This is a genomic window from Francisella sp. AG1 (assembly GCF_057683165.1).
The window spans coordinates 340,936-363,953 of sequence record NZ_CM173135.1; the positions used below are offsets into that span (position 1 = coordinate 340,936).

The following is a 23,018-nucleotide window of genomic DNA, read 5'->3' on the forward strand; positions in this document are numbered from 1 at the left end:
CAATAATGTTATAATATTTAGAAAAAATGTCATCATATAGCCAAGATTTCAGAGATATCGTAATAACTAAATATAAAGAAGGCCTAACAGACAAAGAGCTAAGTAATTTTTTTAATATAGATATCCGTACTACTAGATCTTGGATAAACTTATACGAGACAACTGGTGATTATAAATCTAAGCAAGGCTTGGGTTGCGGTAGAGTAGCAACCTTTACAGATAAGGAAGCGATAGAAAGCTACTTAAGAACATATCCAGATGCAATGGCTTTAGATATTAGAGAAGCATTAGCTCCTGAAATACCTAGAAGCACATTTTATGATTGTCTTACCAGACTTGGTTTTAGTTTTAAAAAAAGACACCTAAATATAAGCAAAGAAAAGAACAAGATAGGCAAAGTTTTATAGAGGTTGTTGAGACTATTGAACCTAACAAACTTGTATATTTAGATGAAATGGGTATGGATAATAAACAGTCTGTACTAAGAGGATGGTCTCTTGTTGGTAAACCTAGCTATGGTGAAGTTATTGCTTATCAAACTCAGAGAAAAAGTATAGTTGCTGGTTATAACTATTTAGAAAAGAAGATTATAGCACCGCTAGAGTATACTGGATATACAGATACTCAAATTCTTAATCAGTGGTTTGAAGAGCATTTATGTCCTGAGTTAATTCCAAAGACTACTGTTGTTATGGATAATGCTAGTTTTCATAAGTCTCCTAAATTGGCTAAAATAGCAGAGAAGTTTGATATACAGATACTATACCTTCCTGCTTATTCTCCTGATTTAAATCCTATAGAAAAAATTTGGGCCAATTTTAAAAGAATTTTAAGAAAAGTAAATAATTCTTTTGATAATTTATCTGATGCTATTACTCACGTCTTTAGCACAATATTATCAGATTAACTATAGTACTCCGCATAAGGATATAGGCGTATTGCCTAATAAGGTTAAAATATTAGTACCAGGTCAAGTTGAAAGTGACGCTTCGATTAAATATGGTGGTATTGATATAGTTACAAATATTGATTTGCTTAAGAAGGTTAGAGCTGAAAATCCAACAGCATATATTATTTATAAGCCCCACCCAGATGTTCTAAGTGGGAATCGTAAAGGATGTGTGAGTAGTCAAAAAGCTTATTTGTATTGTGATGCTATAATTTGTGACACTTCAGTTCCGTCATTGTTAAAATCAATCAATGAGGTTCATACAATAACTTCATTAGTTGGCTTTGAAGGATTGTTGTATAATAAAAAAATAATTACCTATGGAGTGCCATTTTATGCTGGTTGGGGCTTAACTTATGATAAGCAAATACAAGCGAGAAGATCGCGTAAATTAACTCTTGAGCAGTTAATTGCTGGGGTATATATTTTATATCCCAAATATATAGATCCAGATACGTTGAGATATTGTCAGCCACTAGATTTAATTAATAAATTAAAAAAAATGCAGACAGATAGTCAAAAAGAATTTGATTACAAGATTAAGCAACGTTTCTTTCTTTTATATAGGAAAGCATTAAATATCTTTTTTTCTAAATAGGTTGGGTAGGTGTTTATGCTGTAGTTGCAGCAGTATGGGCTTATGTGAGTAGTGATGTAGGTGATAGATTCTATAATTTAATTCAATAAACAAATTATAGAATTATTTAGATATGAAAAAACCAGCACGAGGCTGGCTTCAATATTTTGATATAAATAAGAAAATAATTATACTTTCTTAATTCCACCAAACCTTTTGTTGAATTTATCAACACGTCCAGCTGTATCTACAATTCTTTGCTTACCAGTATAGAATGGATGGCATTGAGAACAAATATCGATGTTCATAGTTTCTTTACCTGAAGTTGATTTTGTAGTAAAAGCATTGCCACAGCTACAAGTTACTTTTATTTCAGCATATTTTGGGTGAATTTCTTGTCTCATTTTGTTAGTTTCCTTATTTTTATAATATGATATCGCCACCCAGACTATCTCATCTAAGCACCATATCCCGTAAATATAATAGCTCAAATATTGTATCTTAATTTACTTACAGTATCAAGTTTAATTCGAAGAAATATATTTTTCTCTACGTACACTTTTAGGACCAAAGCCCGCATTTGTAAGCATTTCATATGATTGATCAATCATATTTGGATTACCACAAACATAAATAATATCTTTCTCAGGGTTAAGGTCAATTTTTTCAAATTGGTGTTGCACATATCCTGAAATTTCATAATATTTAAGATTTTCTGTTTCTCTACTTAAGCAAAGTTTAAAATCAATGTTAGGATGTTTTTTTGCAAACTCTATGAAATCTTCTTGGTAAAGAGCATCTTTGCGATACTGTACACCCAACAGAATGTGAATCTCAGTATTATTAGCTTTTTCTAAAAGTTTCGGAAACATTGACTTGTAAGGAACTATTCCAGTACCTGTACCTACTAAAATAAGTTTTCTAATTTCTTCATCTTTAAGTATAAGCCTACCTGCAGGTCCCATAGCAGCAGCAGTTTCACCTATTTTCATATTAAAGAAAGTTTCTGAGGCTATACCACCTTTTACGTAAGTTATACCAACTTCTAAAAGCATGTTATCTGATGGCAGAGAGCCTAAGCTATAGCTTCTGCGTTTTAGTTTTTCTTCTTCACCTTCTAATAAAAACGTAATAAATTGCCCAGCAACAAAGTTAAGAGGCTTTCCATCAGTCCTTTTAAAAACAAAGTGTCTAACATTATCAGTAATATCTTTAAAAGATACCAATTCAAGTTCAAATTTTTCGAGTGCCATTTTATTAAAACTAATATGTATATTTGTAACAGCTGTAATTGTATAATAATTTTATCTAGATGATAAGATTGTATTTGTGATATGCAGCATATATTTAGAATTTTAATAATACTTTTGATATTAAACCCAGCTTTAAGCATGGCAGATATGGCACAAATAGATATTGATGAGCTATATAAAAAACCGATTATCTTAGACAATAAACATTATACTTTTGATATAGGATTACCTGTAGATTCTACTGATGGGTATAGATGGTTTTTGGTACCTCCAGATTATGATTATATAGATGATAGTGGTTATGAGCACGATAGTGTTGATATTGAGCATTCTAAATGGGGAGGGATGGATAATTTTAAACTTAAGCTTACAAAAAAATTTAGAAAAATTCCGCATAAAATAGTGTTACATTTTGAATGTTTTCGTCCATTCGAAAAAAATCCACAAATTTTAAAAAAAGACATAGTAATTTTGTCTATACTAGATTAAGAGGGGTGTGAAATATTTTTATTCTAGTTAAATATATTTAATTAGAGAGTGAAATAATAACTATAGAATAATTATGAGTTTTCTATGGTCAAAGCTCTATAAGAGGAGATGATAATGTTTATGATTTGGTTGTTTTTTTTAGTTGCTGCGGTTGTTGTTTTACTGGCTTTTTCGATAAGCTTGGTAGAGACTCAGTCTGTAAATATAATTGAAAGATTTGGTAAGTTTGTAAGAATACAAAGAGCTGGTCTTAATTTTAGGATACCATTTATTGATAGAGTAGCTGGTAGAGTGAGCTTGAGGGTACAGCAGCTGGATATAATAGCTGAGACCAAAACTCGTGATAATGTTTTTGTACATATGAAAGTTTCGGTACAATTTCTTGTCGAGGAGGTTAGAGCTGTAGATGCTTTTTATAAACTTACGAATGCTAGAGCACAAATGGAATCTTATGTTTTTGATGTGATTAGATCATCATTGCCTCGTATGAGCTTAGATGAATCTTTTGAAAACAAAGATGCGATAGCTCTAGATATTAAAAAGGAACTATCTGAAGAAATGAGTACTTATGGCTATACGATTATCAAATCTCTTGTGGTTGATATCAATCCTGAAGAGAATGTTAAACGTTCTATGAATGAGATTAATGCGGCTCAGCGTCAACTAGAAGCGACTAAGGCTAAGGCAGAAGCTGATAAGATTATCAAAATCAAAGAGGCAGAAGGGCAGAAGGAGTCAATGAAGCTTTTAGGTGAGGGTATTGCTGAGCAGCGTAAGGCTATAGCTAGAGGATTGCGCAGATCTATAGAGGATGTCAAAGAAGGCACTGCAGATGGTATGTCAAATGAGTATGTATCTTCATTGGTTATGATGTATCAATATCTTGATACACTTGAAAATATGACAAAATCTGGGAAGTCTAGTGTTATATTTACACCTAATTCTCCAAAAGGATTTAATAATCTAACTTCAGAGATGCTAAGTGCACTATCAGCAGCAAAAGATATTTAAGTAATTGTTTATTTTGATTCATATATCATAAATATGTCAATATCAAAGCTAGGTGCTTAACTTATTTAAATGCGGTTTCTAGTTGTATATAATTAGAATTATTTTTGAGTAGATGGTATAAGGTATGGGGATACTTAAAAACTTTTTGTTGATAAGTATAGTGATTGTTTTATTGGGCTGTAAAGGTGATTTTAATGAAGCTAAAAGAGTGTCTTTACAAAATGATAAAGATAGTAATGCCATAAAAAATAGAGATCTAATTAAAACAATTAGGCTACAAACTGTTTTAGAGGATGCAAAAAAACGTTTCCATATAGGCGCTATATCTATGTCTGTAATTTTACCAAATCATAAGAGTCCTATGAACTTTGTCGTTGGTAATACTAATCTTAAAGACAAAAAACAAATTACATCATTAAATCTTTTTCAAGTAGGTAGTATTACAAAAACTTTTACAGCTCAGTTAGTTATAAATGCTATAGCAAGAAAACAAATCTCACTTAATAGTACTGTAGGTCAAATATTGCCGCAATATAAAAGTTGGAAAAACATAAGTATTATTCAGCTTTTAGATCAAACAGCAGGAATTTTTGACTATGATAAATCAAAGGAATGGTGGAGTAAACTGGCAAAAAATCCAACTAAGGTATGGTCATTGAGAGAGTTGCTTGAAATAGCTCAAGGGTACCCTAATAATTTTGCTCCAGGAAAAGGTTGGTCTTATTCAAATTCTAACTATGTATTACTTGGGTTGATTTTAGAAAAAGTTACAGGTCAAAAACTAAAATCACTATTTAATTCATTAACAAGTCAACTAAACTTAGAGCAAACTTATTTTTTACCAACCCCTTATTCTAAGGAGGTTATGGGCCAAATGGTTCAAGGTTATTTTGAGAATAAAGATAATGTGACCAGTATTAATGGTTCTTGGCTACAAAGTACCGGTGCTTTAGTTTCAAATCCTTCAAATATGGTGCGCTGGATGAAGCATATTTCAGAAGAAAACCTACTACTTCGAGATAATACAAATTGGCGTACAACTGAGGAGGGGGTAATTCCTGAAAAGCAAACTCAAATGGCTTATGCTTTAGGTACCTTTCGTATGAATACACCTACTGGATTAATTTGGTTTACACCTGGGTTGACACCTGGATATACATCTATGATATTTTATGCACCATGTTTAGGTGCTTATTTTGCATATTCAGTTAATCGAGCACCCCCTCAATCATTACATAAATTTATGATTGAGGGGGTTATGAAGGTTTTAGAACAAAGTGGTGAGTATCAACAAATGTTGAATAATCATCATTTAGTTCCAGATTATTGTCAAAATATTCGTTCAGCAAAGTATTTTGTTTTTCCTCAGATTGGTTAATTTAAAGCAGTTGTTAGTTTTTGCTAAAGATATAAAGCAAGTTGGTTTTAAAAATATATTTTAATTATATAGATTTTAAGTAAGGTGTTTATTTATATACCACGATATTTCTTAACTATGGAGAAAAATCTAGTCCCTTTTTTTAAATCTCTTATTGTAAATGTAGTTTCTGTAATGAAAGGGAATTCATCATCTGGAGAGATTGTCTCTATATCATTTACGATAAGATATTTTTCTTTTAAGTTATTGTATACACTATCGCCAAGCCTTAGTTTCATAGATTTGTTTTTTGTATTGGGAAGTAGTTCTATTTCTATGTCAAAATCATCAAAATAGAGTATTTGATCATTATCTATTTCAATTACTTGATGACTATCTGATTTTTTGCTGGTAAGTTCCGTTTCTAATAGATTTATCCAGAATGATCTGAAAAGATTTTCTGCTGCATGGTATTTAATATCTAGTTCCATAAAATATCCTAAATTTTATTATAGTGTTTTATACAAGTCATGATTATATTAGATTATATATTAATTTGAATTTGAAAGTTAATATCGAGGCTAGAGATTTTTAATTGAGTGAAATATTATAACTTTCATAATTTTTGGAGAAAAGCGATTTTCTTTTAAATTATATATATTTTTAATAAGTATTATATAAGTCAACTGATTTACATATATAAAAAAATAATTAGTAGTACTGCAGCCTTGATGATTTATTTAATTTTTTTCTATTACTTTTTAGTCTATATTTTTTAATTGACAGTGTATTCTAACTTTTTTAGGTATCAATGTATTCTAGTTTGATAAGAATAGATTTTTTTAATATTTTTAACTAAAGTAGTCCTCTGCTCTTGAAATTGTTTTAAATGAGCACTCTTTTGATGAATCATAAAAGCATTTTTATCTTTCCTATTTCAAAAATGTAGAAAATATTCTTATGTATTACATAGTCATATAGTATAGGTATTTAATGGTTTTAATCTTTAGCGCAAGTAATATTGTATTAAATTGAGATATACAGTTTTGTTTTGTAGTAAAAGTACATTATTTGATAAGTTATTTGCAATTCAATGAGTTCTATTAATGCGCAATATCTCAATATACATAGTTAAAATTTTCATCTCCACTAGTTTGCAGTATTTAAGCTTTAGTAGGACCATTCTTAGCCAATAAAAGTCCACTAATAGCAAGGCTAATCCATCCTAGCATAAGGATGCTCCCTCCTAATGGCGTTAGCCTTAGTACCACTGGAATATTAAATAATATAAAAAAATATATGCTAAAACTAAAAAGCAGTAAGCCTAATATAAATAGCAGATTGGTAATTTTTAATATAATATTATTAGCAAGCTTTTGATTGGTTAAAAATGCAATGCCGAGTCCACTGATAATAATAGCGTAAAGTTGGTTATAGCGTACAGCAGTCATTAAAAAATCAAAATATTGTGTTGATAGTTGAGTTTTTAGACCATGTTCAGCATAAGCACCAAAAACTACTGATATAAAGCCTAATATTGCTCCAATGAATAAGTTCATAATTTGTTAGTTTTATTATATAAGTAATTATCTAGAATAAAGTTTAGAGATATTAAAATCAATATTTTTATTAAAGTTAGAATACTAATTTTTGTTAATTTTCATACGTTCTTGTATTTTGCTAACCATACTGAATGATCATTACAGTTTTTATCATTTAGCTTATAATCAATTAGCCTGAAATAGTTTTTTGTTAAAAGACTTTTATACTCATCAGGAGATAATGAAGCATGATAAAGGTTTTCACTACCATTATTGCTCCAAACCTCTCCAGCTTTAGGTCCAGAAGTAAACATTAATACGCCATTATGGTTTAAGTGCTTTTTGAAGACGTTAAACATTTTTCTTTGATCGTTTTGAGATAGATGAAAGAAGCTATTCCAAGCTATTATAAAATCAAATTTATGGTTAAAAGATATATGCCGCATATCTTTAACTAAAAAATTCACACTAGGTAGATTATTTTTCGCTAGCTCTATAAGTTTATCACAATTATCAACACCAGTGATTTTAAAGTTATTATTAAACAGGTATTCTGTTATTGGTTCTCCCATGCCACATCCTAAATCTAAAATACTTGCTCGAGGGCTTAGATGGCAGTTAGCTTTATCTAGCCAATTTTTTTCAAATAACTCTCGGCTACGGTTCTCATTGAACCAGCTGGAGATTCTTGCATATGATTGTAATACTTTTGACATATGTCTAATCTATTTTATGGAGTTATAAATATTTTATAGCATATTCAGATATATTGTAATAATGTCACAATAAGTATAATTAAACCAATCCAGTGGTTATCTGAAAAAGCTTTTATGCAGTTGGCTATACCTAATTTTCTATAAAGAAGAAAGTTTCGAATAAAAAAGGTCGCACAAATGATTATTCCAATGTAGAAGATTATATTAAAGTTACAGTAAATTCCCATAATACAAAGAAATATTAAAGACAAAAAATTAAATAAAAAAATATACCTAAATACATTTTCCCCAAAAAATACAGCAGATGAGTTGATGCCAATCTCTAAGTCGTATTCTCTATCAGCTAGAGCGTATACGGTATCATAAGCGATAGTCCAACAAATAGTTGATAAGTAAAATATCCAAGCTTCTGTAGGGATATTATTTTGAGTAGCTGAGAATGCCATAAATATTCCAAAGTTAAATGTTAACCCTAGTACTAGCTGAGGTATTACAAAAAATCTTTTACAAAATGGATATAGCAAAGCTAGAAATAAAGCTATAAAAGATAGCAAAATCGTATAGATATTCAAAAAAAGCACACAAATAAAAGCTACTAATATAAGGCTAACACACAACCATATTGCATTTTTTATATCTAACTTACCACTTGTTAATGGCCTAGTATTTGTACGAGCTACGTGTTTATCAAAATCAATATCAGCAATATCGTTAATGATACAACCAATTGTACGCATAATTACAACTCCTATAGTGAAAATCACAAGAAGTTTTAAACTGGGTAAACCATGGCTAGCTATGATTAATGCTGTAAGGGTTGGCCATAATATTAATAAAATTGGGATAGGGCGGTGGAGGCGCATTAACATTATATAAGCATTTATTTTTTTTGTATTAAGCATGGTATTTATCCGGTAGTACTAAAAAATATTCTGTAATTAAAAATTTTAAGTTTTTAAATTTTTTATATTCAAATATTGAGCTACGTGAATAAACTTCTTTTATAAATTCTCTGTTTGTTTCATCAAAGAAATCTTTACTAGATAATTTTCGTATGATAAATTCATTTCTATTAAACTTGGATTTATCAAATAAAAGATTATCCCCAATAGGTTTGTTACCAAGATCATTGAGTTCTTGGGTAAATATTTCGTAAGTATTTTTAGGGATTATGGTTCTAGCAAAAATTAATGTTTTGCTATCACTTGATAATGTGATTTGTCTAATTAAAGCATTTTCTATATTTAATAGCTTGTTTTCAAATTGATTAGTTTTATAAAATTGTTGAGAGATTTTATCTAAAGTTATTTCTCCAAAAAAATCTGTTAAGCTGGTAACTAAATTTTTGGCATCATTAAGCCAGTATCTTTGATATTTAGTTAGGCTATTTTTATCTATTATATTCATATCTCAGAAATACCTTAAACTTAAGGTTTCTTATTTTATTTTCGATTTGTATAATTATACACTTAAAGATTATAAATTTAATTAAAAGGATTTCCAAAATGCGTCCAAGTGGCAGAAATAATGATCAATTACGTAATGTAAAAGTTACACGTAATTTTACAAAACATGCTGAAGGTTCAGTTCTTGTTGAGTTTGGTGATACAAAAGTACTTTGCACAGCTTCAGTTATGTCTGGTGTACCGAGGTTTAAAAAAGATTCAGGAGAAGGTTGGTTAACTGCTGAGTATGGTATGCTTCCACGCTCTACTCATACGAGAATGGATAGAGAAGCTGCTCGAGGTAAACAGTCGGGAAGAACTCAAGAAATCCAACGTTTAATTGGTAGAGCATTGCGTGCGAGTGTTAATCTGGTAGCAATTGGCGAAAATACTATTAAAGTTGATTGTGATGTTATTCAGGCTGATGGTGGTACACGTACTGCTGCTATCACAGGAGCTTCTTTGGCTATTAGAGATGCTATTAACTATATGAAAGAAAAAAATATGATTGCTTCTGATGCTGAACCTTTAACATCTCAAGTAGCGGCTATTTCTGTAGGTATTTATAATAATCAAGCTGTACTTGATCTTGATTATGATGAGGATTCAAATGCAGAGACAGATATGAATGTTGTAATGAACTCAAAGGGTGGTATGATTGAGATTCAAGGTACAGCAGAAGGCAAGGACTTCTCTGAAGAAGAGTTTGCTCAAATGTTAGTGCTTGCTAAAAAAGGCATAAATGAGATCTTTAAAACAATATTCTAAAAAAGTTATTTTTATCTTTTTAAACTTACATATTACTGATATATGAATTTATTTTGACTAGTAGGTCGAAGTCTCTTGATTTAAGCTCAAATAAAAACTCTTGAAGAGGTTTGCTCTTTGCAAAAAGAAGCCGTTGCTCTATTTGTTGTATCTGTTTATCTACAGTTTGTCTTTCTTGGTATAGTTGATTTAACTCTTTATCGCTATTTTTAAAAAAGTTTTGGATATTATTATCTTTTTTAGCTTTTAATTTAGTTTTTAGATTATTACTAATATTAGCTGATCTATCGGTAGATATTTTTTTTCTACCTAATGAAAGTTTCTTACGTGGTTGTTGATCTGACATCTATATACTTCTTTACTTTGGTTTTGTTTATTTTTATGGAATTTATAAAGCTTTGAATAAAAACTCTCTGTCATTATAGTACATTTGAGGCAAAAATCACAGCTTAAACAATTTCTCCAGGAGTAACTTTTAGAGAGTCTAAGTCAATAAGAGCTCCATAGCTTTCATCTTCACCAGATTCTCTTATTGAAAGCTTTTTAGAATCAGCATTACTAAGATTATCTAGGCTTATGTTAATTGATTGCCATTCCTTTGAGAAATCGCTATGTGTGTAAACTAGTTCATCACCCAAGTATACTTCGAAATTACTTGAGTCATCTCCAGTTCTAGGATAATAATCAAAGGTTAAATTCATATTTTCAAAATTTTGAGTGGCTAAGTCATGTGATAATTCAACTATTTCATTACTATCACCATCAAGCTCTGTTACATTATCACGACGGTCCGATATTATATCAAAGTTATTCCATAATTCTATTTCCTCATCTCCTCCAGATATTGTCCAATCACCTAAAAAAGAATCTCCATTTGTTATTTTACCCCAGTCATTATTTGGTAAAGGGTTATTTTCTAAATCAAAATTTGCTTCTGAGCTAATCATGTTGTTATAGTTAATCCGATAGTTATTTGACAATAATGTTATAATATTTAGAAAAAATGTCATCATATAGCCAAGATTTCAGAGATATCGTAATAACTAAATATAAAGAAGGCCTAACAGACAAAGAGCTAAGTAATTTTTTTAATATAGATATCCGTACTACTAGATCTTGGATAAACTTATACGAGACAACTGGTGATTATAAATCTAAGCAAGGCTTGGGTTGCGGTAGAGTAGCAACCTTTACAGATAAGGAAGCGATAGAAAGCTACTTAAGAACATATCCAGATGCAATGGCTTTAGATATTAGAGAAGCATTAGCTCCTGAAATACCTAGAAGCACATTTTATGATTGTCTTACCAGACTTGGTTTTAGTTTTAAAAAAAGACACCTAAATATAAGCAAAGAAAAGAACAAGATAGGCAAAGTTTTATAGAGGTTGTTGAGACTATTGAACCTAACAAACTTGTATATTTAGATGAAATGGGTATGGATAATAAACAGTCTGTACTAAGAGGATGGTCTCTTGTTGGTAAACCTAGCTATGGTGAAGTTATTGCTTATCAAACTCAGAGAAAAAGTATAGTTGCTGGTTATAACTATTTAGAAAAGAAGATTATAGCACCGCTAGAGTATACTGGATATACAGATACTATACCTTCCTGCTTATTCTCCTGATTTAAATCCTATAGAAAAAATTTGGGCCAATTTTAAAAGAATTTTAAGAAAAGTAAATAATTCTTTTGATAATTTATCTGATGCTATTACTCACGTCTTTAGCACAATATTATCAGATTAACTATATCTTTTAATATTTTAAAAAATGTATCAGATCCTAAGAGACATTGGTTTGGGACTCTTGATTCAGAGAGCTCATCACCAGAGACGATACATCGCCATTTTATAGAATCTGGAGGTACAGTTTCTGATCGTATCATAATTTCTGCACCACCTTGGATAACATTTGCACCAGTTTCACCAATATCCTTTATTATTGTGCCATATTCATTAATAGTAGAGTAAGGAAATTCTAAATAGAAGTCTTTTCCATTTTTCTTTAAATCATGTATTTGCTGGGCGTGGGCTGTTACGATAGATACTTGGCTAGCTATTTTTGCCCTAGTCCTATAATTTGAATAAGTTGATGTAGCAAATGCTCCTAAAATACCAAGTATAGTCATAGCTATAACTAACTCTATAATGGTAATCCCTCTATTTTTAATTTTTAGACTTAGGTGTTCTATTACATCCATATTAAAACCTTCAGTTTACACTATAAATTATAGCTTATTTGTAAAATGAATATGAAGGTTAATCACTTTAAAATAGATATATAGTTAATAATATTAGATATATGTACGCTATTTTAGCGTGATTTTACACCAATAGACGCGAGCCTTTTCTTGATGGATGGGTGTGTGGAAAATAAATCTGACATGTCGCCACCATTTATGCCAGCACTTAAAGGATCAAAAATATATGATGCGCGACGTAGATTTTCATTTTTATTATGTTTATAGCTATTTTGCGCCTCTGGTGAACTACTGTCATTAGCTATTTTTATTAAGGCGTTTGCCATAGGTATATTTGTACGCATTAGTTCAACAGCTCCAGCATCTGCCATATATTCTCTCGTACGGCTTAAAAAGAGCATCATAAATATTGTAAAGATTTGTAGAACATATCTTAGAACTATAATTATTATAAAAAAAACTGCAGCATTATTATTACGATTATTGTTATTATTACTATTGTTGCCTGAGAATAGTGCTGAATAAAATAAAAAATCCATTATAATTAGCATCATGTTAGATAAGACCATAGTAAATAGATTTAGCTTAATATCTTGATTTCTGATGTGGGTTAGTTCATGTGCCATAACAGCTTGTAATTCATCACGATTTAGAGCATTAGCAAGTTTAGTAGTAATTGCTACCATTGCTGATTTTTCAGAGTATCCAGAGGCAAAAGCATTCATATAACCTGCCTCAATTAGAAAGACTTTAGGCATATACCTCATTCCAGCCGCTACTTTCATCTCTTCTACAACATTATATACTTTGCGAGCTAGAGTACCTTGTTCGTTAGGGGTGATTTCTATATATTGAGTCCCAGAAAGCATGATCTTATCATACATGATAAAAGTTATAAAAATCCATATTATAGCAATACTAGAAATAATCATAGTAGCAATAGGAGGGATTTGAAATGTTGCTAACCATATAAAGACTTGACTAATTGGAAGGGTTTCTCCAGTTTTAATATAATAGGCATTAGCAAATTCTCCATAGCGCCAAAAAGTATCGACAAAAATCCCTAATAGTAAAAATATTATTAAAAAAGTTGCTATTACAAAATATGTACGGTGAGTATTTCTACGAATTACCTCACGCCAATTTACAGAACCATACTCTAAATCACCAGTAGCAGACATTTATAGCTCCACTCTAGTTTCTTCAAGTTGCTGCTTTTTCTCTTCTGAAATGTTCCAGTAAATGAAGTCTTCATTTAATTTTTTAAATAACCCTACAACTATCCCTGTAAAAAAAGATTTTTTATGGGCATTATATCTTTCTATTGAATCATTAAGAGCTTGTTTAGCAAAAGCTAATTTATTTTCAGTAGATGTAATCTCTTCTTGCAGCTGGATAACATTTTGGTTAGCTTTTAATTCAGGATAGTTTTCAAATTGTACATTTATACCTTTAGCCAAATCTGATATTTGGTTTTCTGCTGTAATTCTTGCTTTTGTATCTCCTTGCTTTTTGGCTATATTTGCCTTGCTTCTTAGTTCTACGACTTGTTTTAGCGTAGTTTGTTCGTAGTCCATATATTTTCTAACTACATTTACTAATGAATCAAAAACTTTTGCCCTACGGTCTAATTGGACATCAATTTGTTTTTCAGAGTTTTTGACTGTTTCAATTTCAGCTATTAGTTTGTTGTAGGTAATAACTGTATATATTGCAATGAGTGCGATAATGGCTAGTATTATAATTGCAAATGACATATTTTTCTCCTTTAAATTTATTGCTTAAGTATAAGATAGCTCTAACTGATGTGTTTATCAATATTGTTCACATCACTCTCCATAAAGTTACAAAACTCTTTAGTTAGAGTTGTATGATATTTTTTCTTATGGAGTAATTTGTAAAAATTTCTTGTTAGATCTAATTCTTTAGTTTCAATGATGTCATATTCTTTTGCATCCCAAGCTTGTTTTGTGATTATTTCTGATAAGCACGCAAGACAATCACTGTGACGAATATATTGTTTTATAGCTTCACTACTATTAAGGACTATGGCTTTTTTAACTTCTGAAATTTTATCTTCTAGCGAATTGAAAAATATTTCAAAAGTACCAGAACCTTGCTCCCTAGTGACCCATTCGAATTCTAAAAGGTTTTTTATTTGTATATTTTTATTTGTAGTTATTGGGTGATTTGCGCGACAGATAATTTTTAAGTTATCTTTGGCCCATAGACTGGTATGTATAGTTTGGCTGTTGCATTCACCTTCTACAAAACCAACATCACAAGCTAAAGATTCAACATTTTCAATAATTTCTTTAGTATTACCAGTTATGATTTCAAAATTTGTGTCAGGATTAGTTTTTCTAAACTTGGCTATATATTTGGGAAGTATATAATTGGAGATAGTTGTGCTTGCACCAATAATTATTTTGCCAGATAATGATATATCATTTTTACTAAACATTTCAAATTCTTCAATTTCATCTAAAATTTGAATAGCCTTTGCTAAAAGTTTTTTCCCATTAGCATTTAGCTTCATACGTTTACCTACACGATCAAAGAGCGTTGTATCGAGCATATTTTCAAGTTGAGATAATGACATGCTTGCAGCAGCTTGCGAAATAAAGCATTTTTTTGCGCCAATACTAATTGATTCCGCTTTAGCAGTATTAACAAAGACTTGAAGTTGCTTTAAGGTGATTCGCATATTCCTACTTTAGAGAATCTTATACTATACTATTTTAATATAAGTTTTTCTGATGTTCAATATTAATAAAATCAAATTTATTTGATAGCGAATAATTGTGTATACTTTCCTAAATGTTTTGGCTAGATATAGGAGTATTAATGGAGGATAAAAAATATAAATGGGCTGTAGTTGGAGCAGGTCCAGCTGGTATGGCAGCAATAGGTATGTTATTAGATAATAATATTAATCCTAGCGATATACTTTGGATAGATTCTTATTTTAAAGTTGGTGATTTTGGTGAGAAATGGGGTGAAGTTAGTAGCAATACTAGGGTGGAATTATTCCTTAGGTTTTTTAATGATATAAAGGCATTTGAATATGATAAAAGACCTGAAGAATTTAATATTGATGCTTTAGATAAGCAAAATTTTACTCAACTAAATGAAGCAACTAAAGCTTTGAAATGGATTAGTGCAAATTTACAGCGAAAAGTTGATTCTTATATAGATACAATTAGTGACTTAAAGATATCCCAAAATACTTGGGGTTTATTTGGTACAAAAAAACAATATCTAGCAGATAAGGTTATATTAGCAACAGGCTCAATACCTAAATCTCTAAATATTCATAACTTTGAAATTACAGAAGAAATACCTTTAGTTAAAGCATTAGCCCCAACTAAATTACAAAATGAACTTGCAGCGGGAGACAATGTTGCAGTTTTTGGGTCATCTCACTCAGCAATGATAATCATTAGAAGTTTACTTGAGCTTGGAATTAAAAATGTTGCAAACTTCTATCGCCAGCCCTTAAAGTATGCGGTAAATATGGGTGATTGGATTTTGTATGATAATACAGGTCTAAAAGGCGAAACAGCTAAATGGGCCAGAAAAAATATTTCTCAGAATTTAGATAAAAGAATTAAGAGGTATTTATCGACAAATGAAGAAATAAATAAGCATTTGCATAAATATAATAAAGTTATTTATGCTACTGGTTTTGAATGTAGGGCTCCTAGTGCTGAGGGCTTTGATGCTAAAAATTATGATTCTACTTCTGGGATTATTGCGCCAGGCCTTTTTGGAACTGGTATAGCATTTCCTCGTGAGGTAACTGATCCAAATGGTAATGTTGAGTTGAATGTTGGCTTATTTAAGTTTATGAATGATATTAGATATTTGTTACCATTATGGATGAAGTATGATATATAGATTATTTTAATAATCTAAGAGAGTTTATAATAACTATTAATGTAGCTCCCATATCTGCTGCGATAGCCATCCACAATGTAGCTAAATCAGCTACAGCTAGAGATATAAATATTGCTTTAATGGTTATAGCAAAGGTTATATTCTGTTTTATTATACTTAGGGTTTTCTTTGAATGTTTTATAAGCCAAGGTAGTTTTGCAATATCATCTGACATAAGGGCAATATCAGCAGTTTCTATTGCAATATCATTACCAATAGCGCCCATAGCAATACCTAAATTTGATCTAGCAAGTGCAGGAGCATCATTAATACCGTCACCAATCATAGCAACACTACTATATTGATTGACTAATTCTTCAACTTTAGAGACTTTAGACTCTGGTAATAACTCTGCATAATATCTATCTATACCTGCTTGTTGAGATATGTTTTTTGCAGTTCCGATATTATCGCCTGTAAGCATTATATTTTGCTCAATACCAAGTTTTTTAAGTTTGGTCAGAGTTACATTAATATTAGGTTTTAGAGCATCTTGTACTGCAATAACTCCTAATAGTTGTTTATCATTACCTACAAATATCAAGGTGTGACCATTACCTTCTAATAGAGAAGCTTCTTGATGTAGGGGCTCGTTTTGGCATAGGTTTTTATCATGAGAGAAAGTATGGCTTCCAAGCCAGAATTGTGAATTGTTTAACTCTCCAGAAATACCTTTGCCACTGATAACTTTAGTATTTGTAGCTTCTGTAAGGGCTATATTTTTATGCTTAGCATAATCTGTAATTGTTCTAGCAATTGGGTGCTCAATAGATTTCTCTAAGCTTGCAGCTATATTTATTAAAAATTCTTCAGTAGAATTATCAGCAAGAATTATTTTCACTATTGAAGGCAAACCTTGGGTTAAAGTTCCTGTTTTATCAAAGGCTATTGCCTTAATTTTTGCTGGGATCTCTATGAAATTACCACCTTTAATTAATACACCATTTCTAGCTGCTTTTGCTAAACTTGAAACTATTGATATGGGGGTTGATATAACTAATGCGCAAGGGCAGGCTATAACAAGGATAACTAATGCTTGATAGATCCATTTAAGCCAATCTGAACCAATGGATAATGGTGGTAATATAGCTATCGCTAAAGCTAACAATATCATTGACGGGGTATATATCCGAGCGAATTTATCAACCCATTTTTCAGATTTGGAACGTTTTGATTGCGCGTGTTCAATTGCTTGAATTATTTTTGCAACAGATGAGTTATCAGCAGTTTTTGTGGTTTTTATTTCAATAGTAGAGTTACCATTTATGCTTCCAGCAAACACTTCATCTTTTATGCTTTTCTCTACTGGAATTGATTCACCTGTAATAGGTGCTTGATTTATAAAGCTGTTACCTTTTATGATAACGCCATCAAGAGCAATTTTTTGTCCAGGTTTTATCAGTATTTTCTTACCTACAGCTATCTCAGCTATAGCTTTCTCTTCAAATTGCTTATCATGGCAACAGTAAACTAAAGCAGTATCGGGAGTGAAGTCCATAAGTTTGGTTATTGCAGAACGAGCATTGCCAACACTCCATGATTCAAGTAAAAGTGAAAAAGCAAATAGAAAGCTTACAATCGCAGCTTCAAAGAGCTGACCGATAGCAACAGCACCTATTATAGCTATAGCCATAAGGAGATTCATATCAGCATCAAATCTTTTAATAGATGATATCGCTTTTGGAAATACAAACCAACTCCCAAGTAAAACAGCTAATAAGTAGCTAACTTGGGTTACAAAGGGTATGGTTTCGAATGAAGTGTTTTCATTTTCTATAAAAGCATGTATAAATCCATGATCAATAGCATGATAAAGGTAAGCAAAAATAATAAGTAGTCCACTAGTAGTGGTTGTAATTATTTTTAAATATTTATTTAGAAAACTAGTGTTTTGAGGTTTGGTAATGTATTCATTCCATAATACCGCATTTAGTCCAGATTTTTTTATTAGTGTAATTATATCTTTTTCTGGAAGTTCCAGATTTTTTATAGAGAGCTTACCGTTTAATAAATCAAACTCCATATCTTCTGCCAATACTTTTTTTCCTAAAGCTTTTTTTATAATATTGACTTCCTCAATGCAGTCTAAGCCATAGATTTTAAATCTTGAATATATTTTTGAGTTATTCACAGTAGATTCTCCTTTGCATGTATTTCAGGCAAGTGCTCAAGTTTTTCTTTTATCATAACTTTAATTAAATTATGATCGATTTGGATAGTTTCATCATCAGCAAGTATTTTTAAAAGCCAGTTTAGTTGTTCTTTATAAGCTAAATTAAAACAAAAATAATGATATCGTCCTTGTTTACGTTTATGAATAAAGCCATTGCGCCTAAGTATATCTAAATGTTTAGATAGTGTGGAGTTAGCTAGTTTGAATATATAGGCTAGATGACATAAACATAATTCATGTTGATATATTACCATTAGTATTCTAATTCTAGTTTCATCACTTAGAGCTTTTTGGAAATCAACCATGTCTGCAAGTTTCATTGTTAATACTATGTTTCGCTAAATATCGAAATATTATAGGTAAATATTGTTATAGTCAATATATTAATTTTTTTATTAAAAAAATGTAATTAATAGCGCTTAGTATAGTTAATCCGATAGTTATTTGACAATAATGTTATAATATTTAGAAAAAATGTCATCATATAGCCAAGATTTCAGAGATATCGTAATAACTAAATATAAAGAAGGCCTAACAGACAAAGAGCTAAGTAATTTTTTTAATATAGATATCCGTACTACTAGATCTTGGATAAACTTATACGAGACAACTGGTGATTATAAATCTAAGCAAGGCTTGGGTTGCGGTAGAGTAGCAACCTTTACAGATAAGGAAGCGATAGAAAGCTACTTAAGAACATATCCAGATGCAATGGCTTTAGATATTAGAGAAGCATTAGCTCCTGAAATACCTAGAAGCACATTTTATGATTGTCTTACCAGACTTGGTTTTAGTTTTAAAAAAAGACACCTAAATATAAGCAAAGAAAAGAACAAGATAGGCAAAGTTTTATAGAGGTTGTTGAGACTATTGAACCTAACAAACTTGTATATTTAGATGAAATGGGTATGGATAATAAACAGTCTGTACTAAGAGGATGGTCTCTTGTTGGTAAACCTAGCTATGGTGAAGTTATTGCTTATCAAACTCAGAGAAAAAGTATAGTTGCTGGTTATAACTATTTAGAAAAGAAGATTATAGCACCGCTAGAGTATACTGGATATACAGATACTCAAATTCTTAATCAGTGGTTTGAAGAGCATTTATGTCCTGAGTTAATTCCAAAGACTACTGTTGTTATGGATAATGCTAGTTTTCATAAGTCTCCTAAATTGGCTAAAATAGCAGAGAAGTTTGATATACAGATACTATACCTTCCTGCTTATTCTCCTGATTTAAATCCTATAGAAAAAATTTGGGCCAATTTTAAAAGAATTTTAAGAAAAGTAAATAATTCTTTTGATAATTTATCTGATGCTATTACTCACGTCTTTAGCACAATATTATCAGATTAACTATATGATAATTTTATGCTGCTAGGCTTAATTCTGGCCCTGGAAATGATTGATTAGAAAAACTATTAACTTGGTATAGACCATAACTAAAAGAAGTTGAAAAAATGCTTAAAGCTAAGATTGTGATTATTGATATTTTTTTCATTTTTGTCTCACTAAAATATTAAATGTTGTTGTATGTTTGGTATTATTCCATTCTTTTTATCTAAAGTTAAATATATTAAATATATACTTTTGATAAGTAAAAATTATAGTAAGAGGGTGTTTACACTTAAGCAACTATAGAATATATTAGATGTAAAATATCTTATTCAAATTAAAAAACTATGCAAAAAAATATACTTGTATTAGGAGCAGGTGCTTGGGGCACTGCATTAGCATTACAATTAGCGTATAAGGGACATTGTGTCAAAATTAGCTCTTGGAGAGCTAAGCATAATCAACAGATGATTCAGGAAAATAATAATATTAAGTACTTACCGAGTATTGTGAAATTCCCAGCTAATTTAATAGTTATAGATAATTGGCAACAGTATATTAAAGATTTTGATGATATCTTAATAGCTACGCCAAGTTCAGGCTTTAGAGAAATTGTTTTAGAATTAAGGCAATATATACAACCTCAACAAAATATAATTAGTGCGACTAAAGGGTTTTGTCATGAGAGTTATGCTTTACTTAGTGAAATTGTTGAAAATACCTTGCCATATCCAGATTTTGCATTATTAACTGGGCCAAGTTTTGCCAAAGAAGTCGCAAATAAGTTACCAACAGCGGTTGTTGTAGCGTCAAAGAATATACACTATGCTAATTATGTCCAAGAACTTTTTAGTAATGAAAATTTTAGATGTTATACGACGACTGATATTGTTGGAGCTCAGGTTGGGGGAGCTGTCAAGAATGTTTTAGCTATTGCGACTGGTATAGCTGACGGTATGGATTTTGGTGTAAATGCCCAAGCTGCTTTGATTACTAGGGGTCTGGCAGAGATGAAAAAATTAGGTTTGAAACTAGGAGCAAGTCCAGAGACATTTATAGGACTCAGTTGCTTGGGAGACTTATTGTTAACATGTTCAGATAATCAGTCACGTAATCGTAGGTTCGGACTTTATCTTGGTCAAGGTATGACGATAGAAGAGTCATTAAATAAAGTAAATAACGTCGTAGAAGGGTACTCTACTGCTAAGGCTGTATATAAATTAGCTGAAAAGCATTCTATTGATATGCCATTAGTATTTGCTACTTACAAAGTTTTATATGAGTCTGTTCAACCAAGTGATATGGTTAAGAAATTAATGAATCGACAATTGAAAAGTGAAAGTTAATACTAACCACCAGCGATTTTTTTTGGAACGTAGTTTTTGAGGTTAGTTTTTTGCATTTTAACTTTTGTATTAAAAGCATAATCGCCAATCTTCACAAGTGGCTTAGCTAAATAGGAGCTTTCCCAGAGTGAATTATTTTTAACTGAATCGAAAGAGTTTAGAGTTGAACAAACTATACTAAATATAAAACTAAAACGGATTAATGCTATGAAAAAAGCAAATAAGGTATTTGAGAGGCTTTCTTTTTCCTTATTATTTCGCATAAAAACTTTCATAACACCAAAGATAATAAGGTATGCACAAACTAGTACCAAAATGAAAGATATAATATAAGCAGTCCCTGGATCTTCTATTAAGGAACTTATATATGCTCCTTGAATTTGTTGTGCTAAAACTCCTGCCAAGACTACAGCAAAGATCATAAGTATAAGCAAAACGATATTTTTGAAAAGCCCTTTAACAGCGGCAAATAAGCTTAGAATTAGAATTATAATTATTATTAAAATATCTAAAAAATTAATACTCTCTAGAAAATTCATATATTCTACCCTGCTATTATATCTTTTATTTGGTTTAAGTTTGTAATGCCAATTATTTCAATATCTGTAAAATTTGCAGTTTTTGAAATGTTAGCTTGAGGAACTATTATTTTCTTGAAACCATGTTTCTTAGCCTCATTTATTCTCTCTATACCGTATGGAACAGGCCGTATTTCGCCTGATAACCCCACCTCTCCCATGATTAGCATATTATGTGGTATCTCAATTTCTTTAATACTTGAGTAGATAATTAAAATAAGAGCTAAATCTATACCAGTTTCAGTTATCTTGATGCCACTAACTACATTTAAAAAAACATCTTTGTCGTATAGATCAATATGCATATACCTTTGTATGATGGCTAAAATCATTGCAAGACGGTTGCTATCTATTCCAACACATAGTCTTCTTGGCGGTTGATTAATATTTTTGTCAACTACAAGTGATTGTAGCTCTACCAATAATGGTCTAGTACCTTCCCATACCGAGACTATGACGCTACCTATTAGATTGGTGCGACCATTATTTAGAAAGATTGCAGAAGGATTTTTTACCTGTTTCATTCCTGTATCAGTCATAGCAAATACACCTATTTCATTAACAGCCCCAAATCTGTTTTTGAGTGCCCGCATCATACGATATCTACCATTATCTTGTGATTCTATAAAAATCACAGCATCAACGATATGCTCTAAAACTCTAGGGCCAGCAACCTCACCAGATTTTGTGACATGACCAACTAGAAATACAGATGTCTCATTTTGCTTTGCTACTTGGGTAATATAAGCGGTTGATTCTCTTACTTGTGATACTCCTCCTACCATGGATTGAATTTCAGGACTATACATGGTTTGGATAGAGTCAATAACAATAATTTCAGGTTTATTTTCTATTATGTAGCTAGAAATTTGTTCAATATTAGTTTCACACATCACTAAAAGATTATCTTTAGGTAAATCTAACCTTTCTGCACGAAGTGCTATTTGCTCTAGAGATTCTTCTCCACTAATATAAAGTACTTTCCTTTTTAGAGATAAAAAAGACATTATTTGTAAAAGAATTGATGATTTACCTATTCCTGGATCACCACCAACTAAAGTCACTGAGCCTTTTACAATACCTCCACCTAATACTCGATCAAATTCGGATATACTTGTTGATATGCGAGAGTATTCTTTTCCTTCTATATTTGCTAGAGCGGTTGCTTTTGATACACTTCCAGCAAATCCTGTTCTAGCTTTAGGGGGTTTTTTGGGATCAGGTTTTAGTTCTTCAACAAAAGTGTTCCATTGATTACAGCTATGACACTGTCCTTGCCAGCGTGGAGAATTAGCTCCACACTCTTGACATATGAAAATAGTTTTTTGTTTTGCCATCTAA

General features: G+C 30.9%; 27 protein-coding genes and 1 pseudogene. 10 read left to right on the top strand and 18 right to left on the bottom strand.

The genetic code is table 11. The annotated features are described in order from the left end of the window. Positions 1–26: 26 nt before the first annotated feature. Together ACR0PV_RS01680 and ACR0PV_RS01685 are read left to right on the top strand one after the other, a co-directional pair. Positions 27–907, top strand: a protein-coding gene (locus ACR0PV_RS01680) for an IS630 family transposase (RefSeq protein ID WP_488172178.1) whose coding sequence is annotated in 2 segments (ribosomal slippage) — positions 27–351 and positions 351–907 — 882 coding nt in all. Because the reading frame shifts where the segments join, the coding sequence is not laid out codon by codon here. After that, positions 867–1,547 carry a capsular polysaccharide export protein, LipB/KpsS family gene (locus ACR0PV_RS01685; RefSeq protein ID WP_488173316.1) on the top strand — a complete coding sequence of 227 codons (681 nt, stop codon included), beginning with the start codon at positions 867–869 and terminating at the stop codon, positions 1,545–1,547. Before ACR0PV_RS01680 ends, ACR0PV_RS01685 begins: the two co-directional genes overlap by 41 nt. 167 nt (positions 1,548–1,714) lie before the next feature. Here ACR0PV_RS01685 and rpmE read toward each other — a convergent pair whose 3' ends face one another. Both rpmE and ACR0PV_RS01695 read right to left on the bottom strand, forming a co-directional pair. Continuing rightward, positions 1,715–1,930 carry a 50S ribosomal protein L31 gene (rpmE, locus tag ACR0PV_RS01690; RefSeq protein ID WP_488173317.1) on the bottom strand — a complete coding sequence of 72 codons (216 nt, stop codon included), beginning with the start codon at positions 1,928–1,930 and terminating at the stop codon, positions 1,715–1,717. Positions 1,931–2,050: 120 nt separating this feature from the next. Further along, positions 2,051–2,779 carry a ferredoxin--NADP reductase gene (locus ACR0PV_RS01695; protein WP_488173318.1) on the bottom strand — a complete coding sequence of 243 codons (729 nt, stop codon included), beginning with the start codon at positions 2,777–2,779 and terminating at the stop codon, positions 2,051–2,053. Positions 2,780–2,926: 147 nt separating this feature from the next. On the opposite strand from ACR0PV_RS01695, the gene ACR0PV_RS01700 reads away from it, so the two are divergent. The 3 genes from ACR0PV_RS01700 (at position 2,927) to ACR0PV_RS01710 (ending at position 5,657) form a co-directional block, all read left to right on the top strand. Beyond that, entirely contained in the window at positions 2,927–3,268 is a 342-nt protein-coding gene (locus tag ACR0PV_RS01700; RefSeq protein WP_488173933.1) for a hypothetical protein, read from the top strand. A gap of 114 nt (positions 3,269–3,382) precedes the next feature. After that, positions 3,383–4,279 carry an SPFH domain-containing protein gene (locus tag ACR0PV_RS01705; protein ID WP_488173319.1) on the top strand — a complete coding sequence of 299 codons (897 nt, stop codon included), beginning with the start codon at positions 3,383–3,385 and terminating at the stop codon, positions 4,277–4,279. Positions 4,280–4,403: 124 nt separating this feature from the next. Beyond that, positions 4,404–5,657 carry a serine hydrolase domain-containing protein gene (locus ACR0PV_RS01710; RefSeq protein WP_488173320.1) on the top strand — a complete coding sequence of 418 codons (1,254 nt, stop codon included), beginning with the start codon at positions 4,404–4,406 and terminating at the stop codon, positions 5,655–5,657. 92 nt (positions 5,658–5,749) lie between these two features. On the opposite strand, the gene ACR0PV_RS01715 is transcribed toward ACR0PV_RS01710, so the two are convergent. From ACR0PV_RS01715 to ACR0PV_RS01735, 5 genes are all read right to left on the bottom strand, one after another. Continuing rightward, positions 5,750–6,127 carry a hypothetical protein gene (locus tag ACR0PV_RS01715; RefSeq protein ID WP_488173321.1) on the bottom strand — a complete coding sequence of 126 codons (378 nt, stop codon included), beginning with the start codon at positions 6,125–6,127 and terminating at the stop codon, positions 5,750–5,752. Positions 6,128–6,799: 672 nt separating this feature from the next. Next, the gene (locus ACR0PV_RS01720; RefSeq protein WP_488173322.1) at positions 6,800–7,195 is read right to left on the bottom strand and encodes a DUF423 domain-containing protein; all 396 of its coding nucleotides are present in this window, start codon (positions 7,193–7,195) and stop codon (positions 6,800–6,802) included. Positions 7,196–7,296: 101 nt separating this feature from the next. Next, positions 7,297–7,893, bottom strand: coding sequence for a class I SAM-dependent methyltransferase (locus ACR0PV_RS01725; RefSeq protein WP_488173323.1), 597 nt, complete (start codon positions 7,891–7,893; stop codon positions 7,297–7,299). A gap of 44 nt (positions 7,894–7,937) precedes the next feature. Further along, entirely contained in the window at positions 7,938–8,795 is an 858-nt protein-coding gene (gene ubiA / locus ACR0PV_RS01730; protein ID WP_488173324.1) for a 4-hydroxybenzoate octaprenyltransferase, read from the bottom strand. Next, positions 8,788–9,300 (bottom strand): chorismate--pyruvate lyase family protein, encoded by a 513-nt coding sequence (locus tag ACR0PV_RS01735; RefSeq protein ID WP_488173325.1) that lies wholly within the window; start codon positions 9,298–9,300, stop codon positions 8,788–8,790. Before ACR0PV_RS01735 ends, ubiA begins: the two co-directional genes overlap by 8 nt. Positions 9,301–9,398: 98 nt before the next feature. Between ACR0PV_RS01735 and rph the strand changes: the two genes are divergently transcribed. Beyond that, complete coding sequence (gene rph / locus ACR0PV_RS01740) at positions 9,399–10,106, top strand: ribonuclease PH (RefSeq protein ID WP_488173326.1); 708 nt, start codon at positions 9,399–9,401, stop codon at positions 10,104–10,106. Positions 10,107–10,131: 25 nt separating this feature from the next. Here the strand turns inward: rph and ACR0PV_RS01745 are convergent, their stop codons facing one another. Together ACR0PV_RS01745 and ACR0PV_RS01750 are read right to left on the bottom strand one after the other, a co-directional pair. Beyond that, positions 10,132–10,452, bottom strand: a complete 321-nt coding sequence (locus tag ACR0PV_RS01745; protein WP_488173327.1) for a hypothetical protein — start codon at positions 10,450–10,452, stop codon at positions 10,132–10,134. Positions 10,453–10,555: 103 nt separating this feature from the next. Continuing rightward, complete coding sequence (locus tag ACR0PV_RS01750) at positions 10,556–11,119, bottom strand: hypothetical protein (RefSeq protein ID WP_488173328.1); 564 nt, start codon at positions 11,117–11,119, stop codon at positions 10,556–10,558. Here ACR0PV_RS01750 and ACR0PV_RS01755 point away from each other — a divergent pair. Beyond that, positions 11,110–11,853: pseudogene (locus ACR0PV_RS01755) on the top strand (transposase). The gene ACR0PV_RS01750 and the pseudogene ACR0PV_RS01755 overlap by 10 nt on opposite strands. On the opposite strand, the gene ACR0PV_RS01760 reads toward ACR0PV_RS01755, so the two are convergent. The 4 genes from ACR0PV_RS01760 to ACR0PV_RS01775 form a co-directional block, all read right to left on the bottom strand. Next, entirely contained in the window at positions 11,831–12,307 is a 477-nt protein-coding gene (locus ACR0PV_RS01760; protein ID WP_488173329.1) for a prepilin-type N-terminal cleavage/methylation domain-containing protein, read from the bottom strand. The pseudogene ACR0PV_RS01755 and the gene ACR0PV_RS01760 overlap by 23 nt on opposite strands. Before the next feature lie 113 nt (positions 12,308–12,420). Beyond that, positions 12,421–13,488: a zinc metalloprotease HtpX gene (gene htpX / locus ACR0PV_RS01765; protein WP_488173330.1), complete on the bottom strand. Its 1,068-nt coding sequence runs from the start codon at positions 13,486–13,488 to the stop codon at positions 12,421–12,423. Continuing rightward, entirely contained in the window at positions 13,489–14,064 is a 576-nt protein-coding gene (locus ACR0PV_RS01770; RefSeq protein ID WP_488173331.1) for a LemA family protein, read from the bottom strand. It lies immediately after the preceding gene. Between the two features lie 41 nt (positions 14,065–14,105). Beyond that, on the bottom strand, positions 14,106–15,014 hold the full coding sequence (locus tag ACR0PV_RS01775) for a LysR substrate-binding domain-containing protein (RefSeq protein WP_488173332.1): 909 nt from the start codon (positions 15,012–15,014) through the stop codon (positions 14,106–14,108). A 140-nt stretch (positions 15,015–15,154) separates the two neighbouring features. On the opposite strand from ACR0PV_RS01775, the gene ACR0PV_RS01780 reads away from it, so the two are divergent. Next, complete coding sequence (locus ACR0PV_RS01780) at positions 15,155–16,207, top strand: FAD-dependent oxidoreductase (RefSeq protein ID WP_488173333.1); 1,053 nt, start codon at positions 15,155–15,157, stop codon at positions 16,205–16,207. A 1-nt stretch (position 16,208) separates the two neighbouring features. Here ACR0PV_RS01780 and ACR0PV_RS01785 read toward each other — a convergent pair whose 3' ends face one another. Together ACR0PV_RS01785 and ACR0PV_RS01790 are read right to left on the bottom strand one after the other, a co-directional pair. Further along, positions 16,209–18,377 (bottom strand): heavy metal translocating P-type ATPase, encoded by a 2,169-nt coding sequence (locus ACR0PV_RS01785; RefSeq protein ID WP_488173334.1) that lies wholly within the window; start codon positions 18,375–18,377, stop codon positions 16,209–16,211. Further along, on the bottom strand, positions 18,374–18,739 hold the full coding sequence (locus ACR0PV_RS01790) for an ArsR/SmtB family transcription factor (RefSeq protein WP_488173335.1): 366 nt from the start codon (positions 18,737–18,739) through the stop codon (positions 18,374–18,376). The genes ACR0PV_RS01785 and ACR0PV_RS01790 overlap by 4 nt, the downstream gene beginning before the upstream one ends. A gap of 154 nt (positions 18,740–18,893) precedes the next feature. Here ACR0PV_RS01790 and ACR0PV_RS01795 point away from each other — a divergent pair. Further along, a protein-coding gene (locus ACR0PV_RS01795; RefSeq protein WP_488172178.1) for an IS630 family transposase occupies positions 18,894–19,774 on the top strand; the annotation gives its coding sequence in 2 pieces (ribosomal slippage) (positions 18,894–19,218 and positions 19,218–19,774; 882 coding nt in all). A 13-nt stretch (positions 19,775–19,787) separates the two neighbouring features. Here the strand turns inward: ACR0PV_RS01795 and ACR0PV_RS01800 are convergent. Next, a complete protein-coding gene (locus ACR0PV_RS01800) occupies positions 19,788–19,919 on the bottom strand; it encodes a hypothetical protein (RefSeq protein WP_488173336.1) in 132 nt (43 codons plus the stop codon). 181 nt (positions 19,920–20,100) lie between these two features. On the opposite strand from ACR0PV_RS01800, the gene ACR0PV_RS01805 reads away from it, so the two are divergent. Beyond that, positions 20,101–21,099 (top strand): NAD(P)H-dependent glycerol-3-phosphate dehydrogenase, encoded by a 999-nt coding sequence (locus tag ACR0PV_RS01805; protein ID WP_488173337.1) that lies wholly within the window; start codon positions 20,101–20,103, stop codon positions 21,097–21,099. 2 nt (positions 21,100–21,101) lie between these two features. On the opposite strand, the gene ACR0PV_RS01810 is transcribed toward ACR0PV_RS01805, so the two are convergent. Then, positions 21,102–21,638 (bottom strand): CvpA family protein, encoded by a 537-nt coding sequence (locus ACR0PV_RS01810; RefSeq protein WP_488173338.1) that lies wholly within the window; start codon positions 21,636–21,638, stop codon positions 21,102–21,104. A gap of 5 nt (positions 21,639–21,643) precedes the next feature. Continuing rightward, positions 21,644–23,014, bottom strand: coding sequence for a DNA repair protein RadA (radA, locus tag ACR0PV_RS01815; protein ID WP_488173339.1), 1,371 nt, complete (start codon positions 23,012–23,014; stop codon positions 21,644–21,646). Positions 23,015–23,018 lie beyond the last annotated feature (4 nt).

What these genes read in the sequence shown, in the direction of transcription:
- ACR0PV_RS01685 (WP_488173316.1), top strand. Translation starts at nt 867, where the DNA reads ATGCTATTACTCACGTCTTTAGCACAATATTATCAGATTAACTATAGT.
- rpmE (WP_488173317.1), bottom strand. Translation starts at nt 1,930, where the DNA reads ATGAGACAAGAAATTCACCCAAAATATGCTGAAATAAAAGTAACTTGT.
- ACR0PV_RS01695 (WP_488173318.1), bottom strand. Translation starts at nt 2,779, where the DNA reads ATGGCACTCGAAAAATTTGAACTTGAATTGGTATCTTTTAAAGATATT.
- ACR0PV_RS01700 (WP_488173933.1), top strand. Translation starts at nt 2,927, where the DNA reads ATGGCACAAATAGATATTGATGAGCTATATAAAAAACCGATTATCTTA.
- ACR0PV_RS01705 (WP_488173319.1), top strand. Translation starts at nt 3,383, where the DNA reads ATGTTTATGATTTGGTTGTTTTTTTTAGTTGCTGCGGTTGTTGTTTTA.
- ACR0PV_RS01710 (WP_488173320.1), top strand. Translation starts at nt 4,404, where the DNA reads ATGGGGATACTTAAAAACTTTTTGTTGATAAGTATAGTGATTGTTTTA.
- ACR0PV_RS01715 (WP_488173321.1), bottom strand. Translation starts at nt 6,127, where the DNA reads ATGGAACTAGATATTAAATACCATGCAGCAGAAAATCTTTTCAGATCA.
- ACR0PV_RS01720 (WP_488173322.1), bottom strand. Translation starts at nt 7,195, where the DNA reads ATGAACTTATTCATTGGAGCAATATTAGGCTTTATATCAGTAGTTTTT.
- ACR0PV_RS01725 (WP_488173323.1), bottom strand. Translation starts at nt 7,893, where the DNA reads ATGTCAAAAGTATTACAATCATATGCAAGAATCTCCAGCTGGTTCAAT.
- ubiA (WP_488173324.1), bottom strand. Translation starts at nt 8,795, where the DNA reads ATGCTTAATACAAAAAAAATAAATGCTTATATAATGTTAATGCGCCTC.
- ACR0PV_RS01735 (WP_488173325.1), bottom strand. Translation starts at nt 9,300, where the DNA reads ATGAATATAATAGATAAAAATAGCCTAACTAAATATCAAAGATACTGG.
- rph (WP_488173326.1), top strand. Translation starts at nt 9,399, where the DNA reads ATGCGTCCAAGTGGCAGAAATAATGATCAATTACGTAATGTAAAAGTT.
- ACR0PV_RS01745 (WP_488173327.1), bottom strand. Translation starts at nt 10,452, where the DNA reads ATGTCAGATCAACAACCACGTAAGAAACTTTCATTAGGTAGAAAAAAA.
- ACR0PV_RS01750 (WP_488173328.1), bottom strand. Translation starts at nt 11,119, where the DNA reads ATGATGACATTTTTTCTAAATATTATAACATTATTGTCAAATAACTAT.
- ACR0PV_RS01760 (WP_488173329.1), bottom strand. Translation starts at nt 12,307, where the DNA reads ATGGATGTAATAGAACACCTAAGTCTAAAAATTAAAAATAGAGGGATT.
- htpX (WP_488173330.1), bottom strand. Translation starts at nt 13,488, where the DNA reads ATGTCTGCTACTGGTGATTTAGAGTATGGTTCTGTAAATTGGCGTGAG.
- ACR0PV_RS01770 (WP_488173331.1), bottom strand. Translation starts at nt 14,064, where the DNA reads ATGTCATTTGCAATTATAATACTAGCCATTATCGCACTCATTGCAATA.
- ACR0PV_RS01775 (WP_488173332.1), bottom strand. Translation starts at nt 15,014, where the DNA reads ATGCGAATCACCTTAAAGCAACTTCAAGTCTTTGTTAATACTGCTAAA.
- ACR0PV_RS01780 (WP_488173333.1), top strand. Translation starts at nt 15,155, where the DNA reads ATGGAGGATAAAAAATATAAATGGGCTGTAGTTGGAGCAGGTCCAGCT.
- ACR0PV_RS01790 (WP_488173335.1), bottom strand. Translation starts at nt 18,739, where the DNA reads ATGAAACTTGCAGACATGGTTGATTTCCAAAAAGCTCTAAGTGATGAA.
- ACR0PV_RS01800 (WP_488173336.1), bottom strand. Translation starts at nt 19,919, where the DNA reads ATGAAAAAAATATCAATAATCACAATCTTAGCTTTAAGCATTTTTTCA.
- ACR0PV_RS01805 (WP_488173337.1), top strand. Translation starts at nt 20,101, where the DNA reads ATGCAAAAAAATATACTTGTATTAGGAGCAGGTGCTTGGGGCACTGCA.
- ACR0PV_RS01810 (WP_488173338.1), bottom strand. Translation starts at nt 21,638, where the DNA reads ATGAATTTTCTAGAGAGTATTAATTTTTTAGATATTTTAATAATAATT.
- radA (WP_488173339.1), bottom strand. Translation starts at nt 23,014, where the DNA reads ATGGCAAAACAAAAAACTATTTTCATATGTCAAGAGTGTGGAGCTAAT.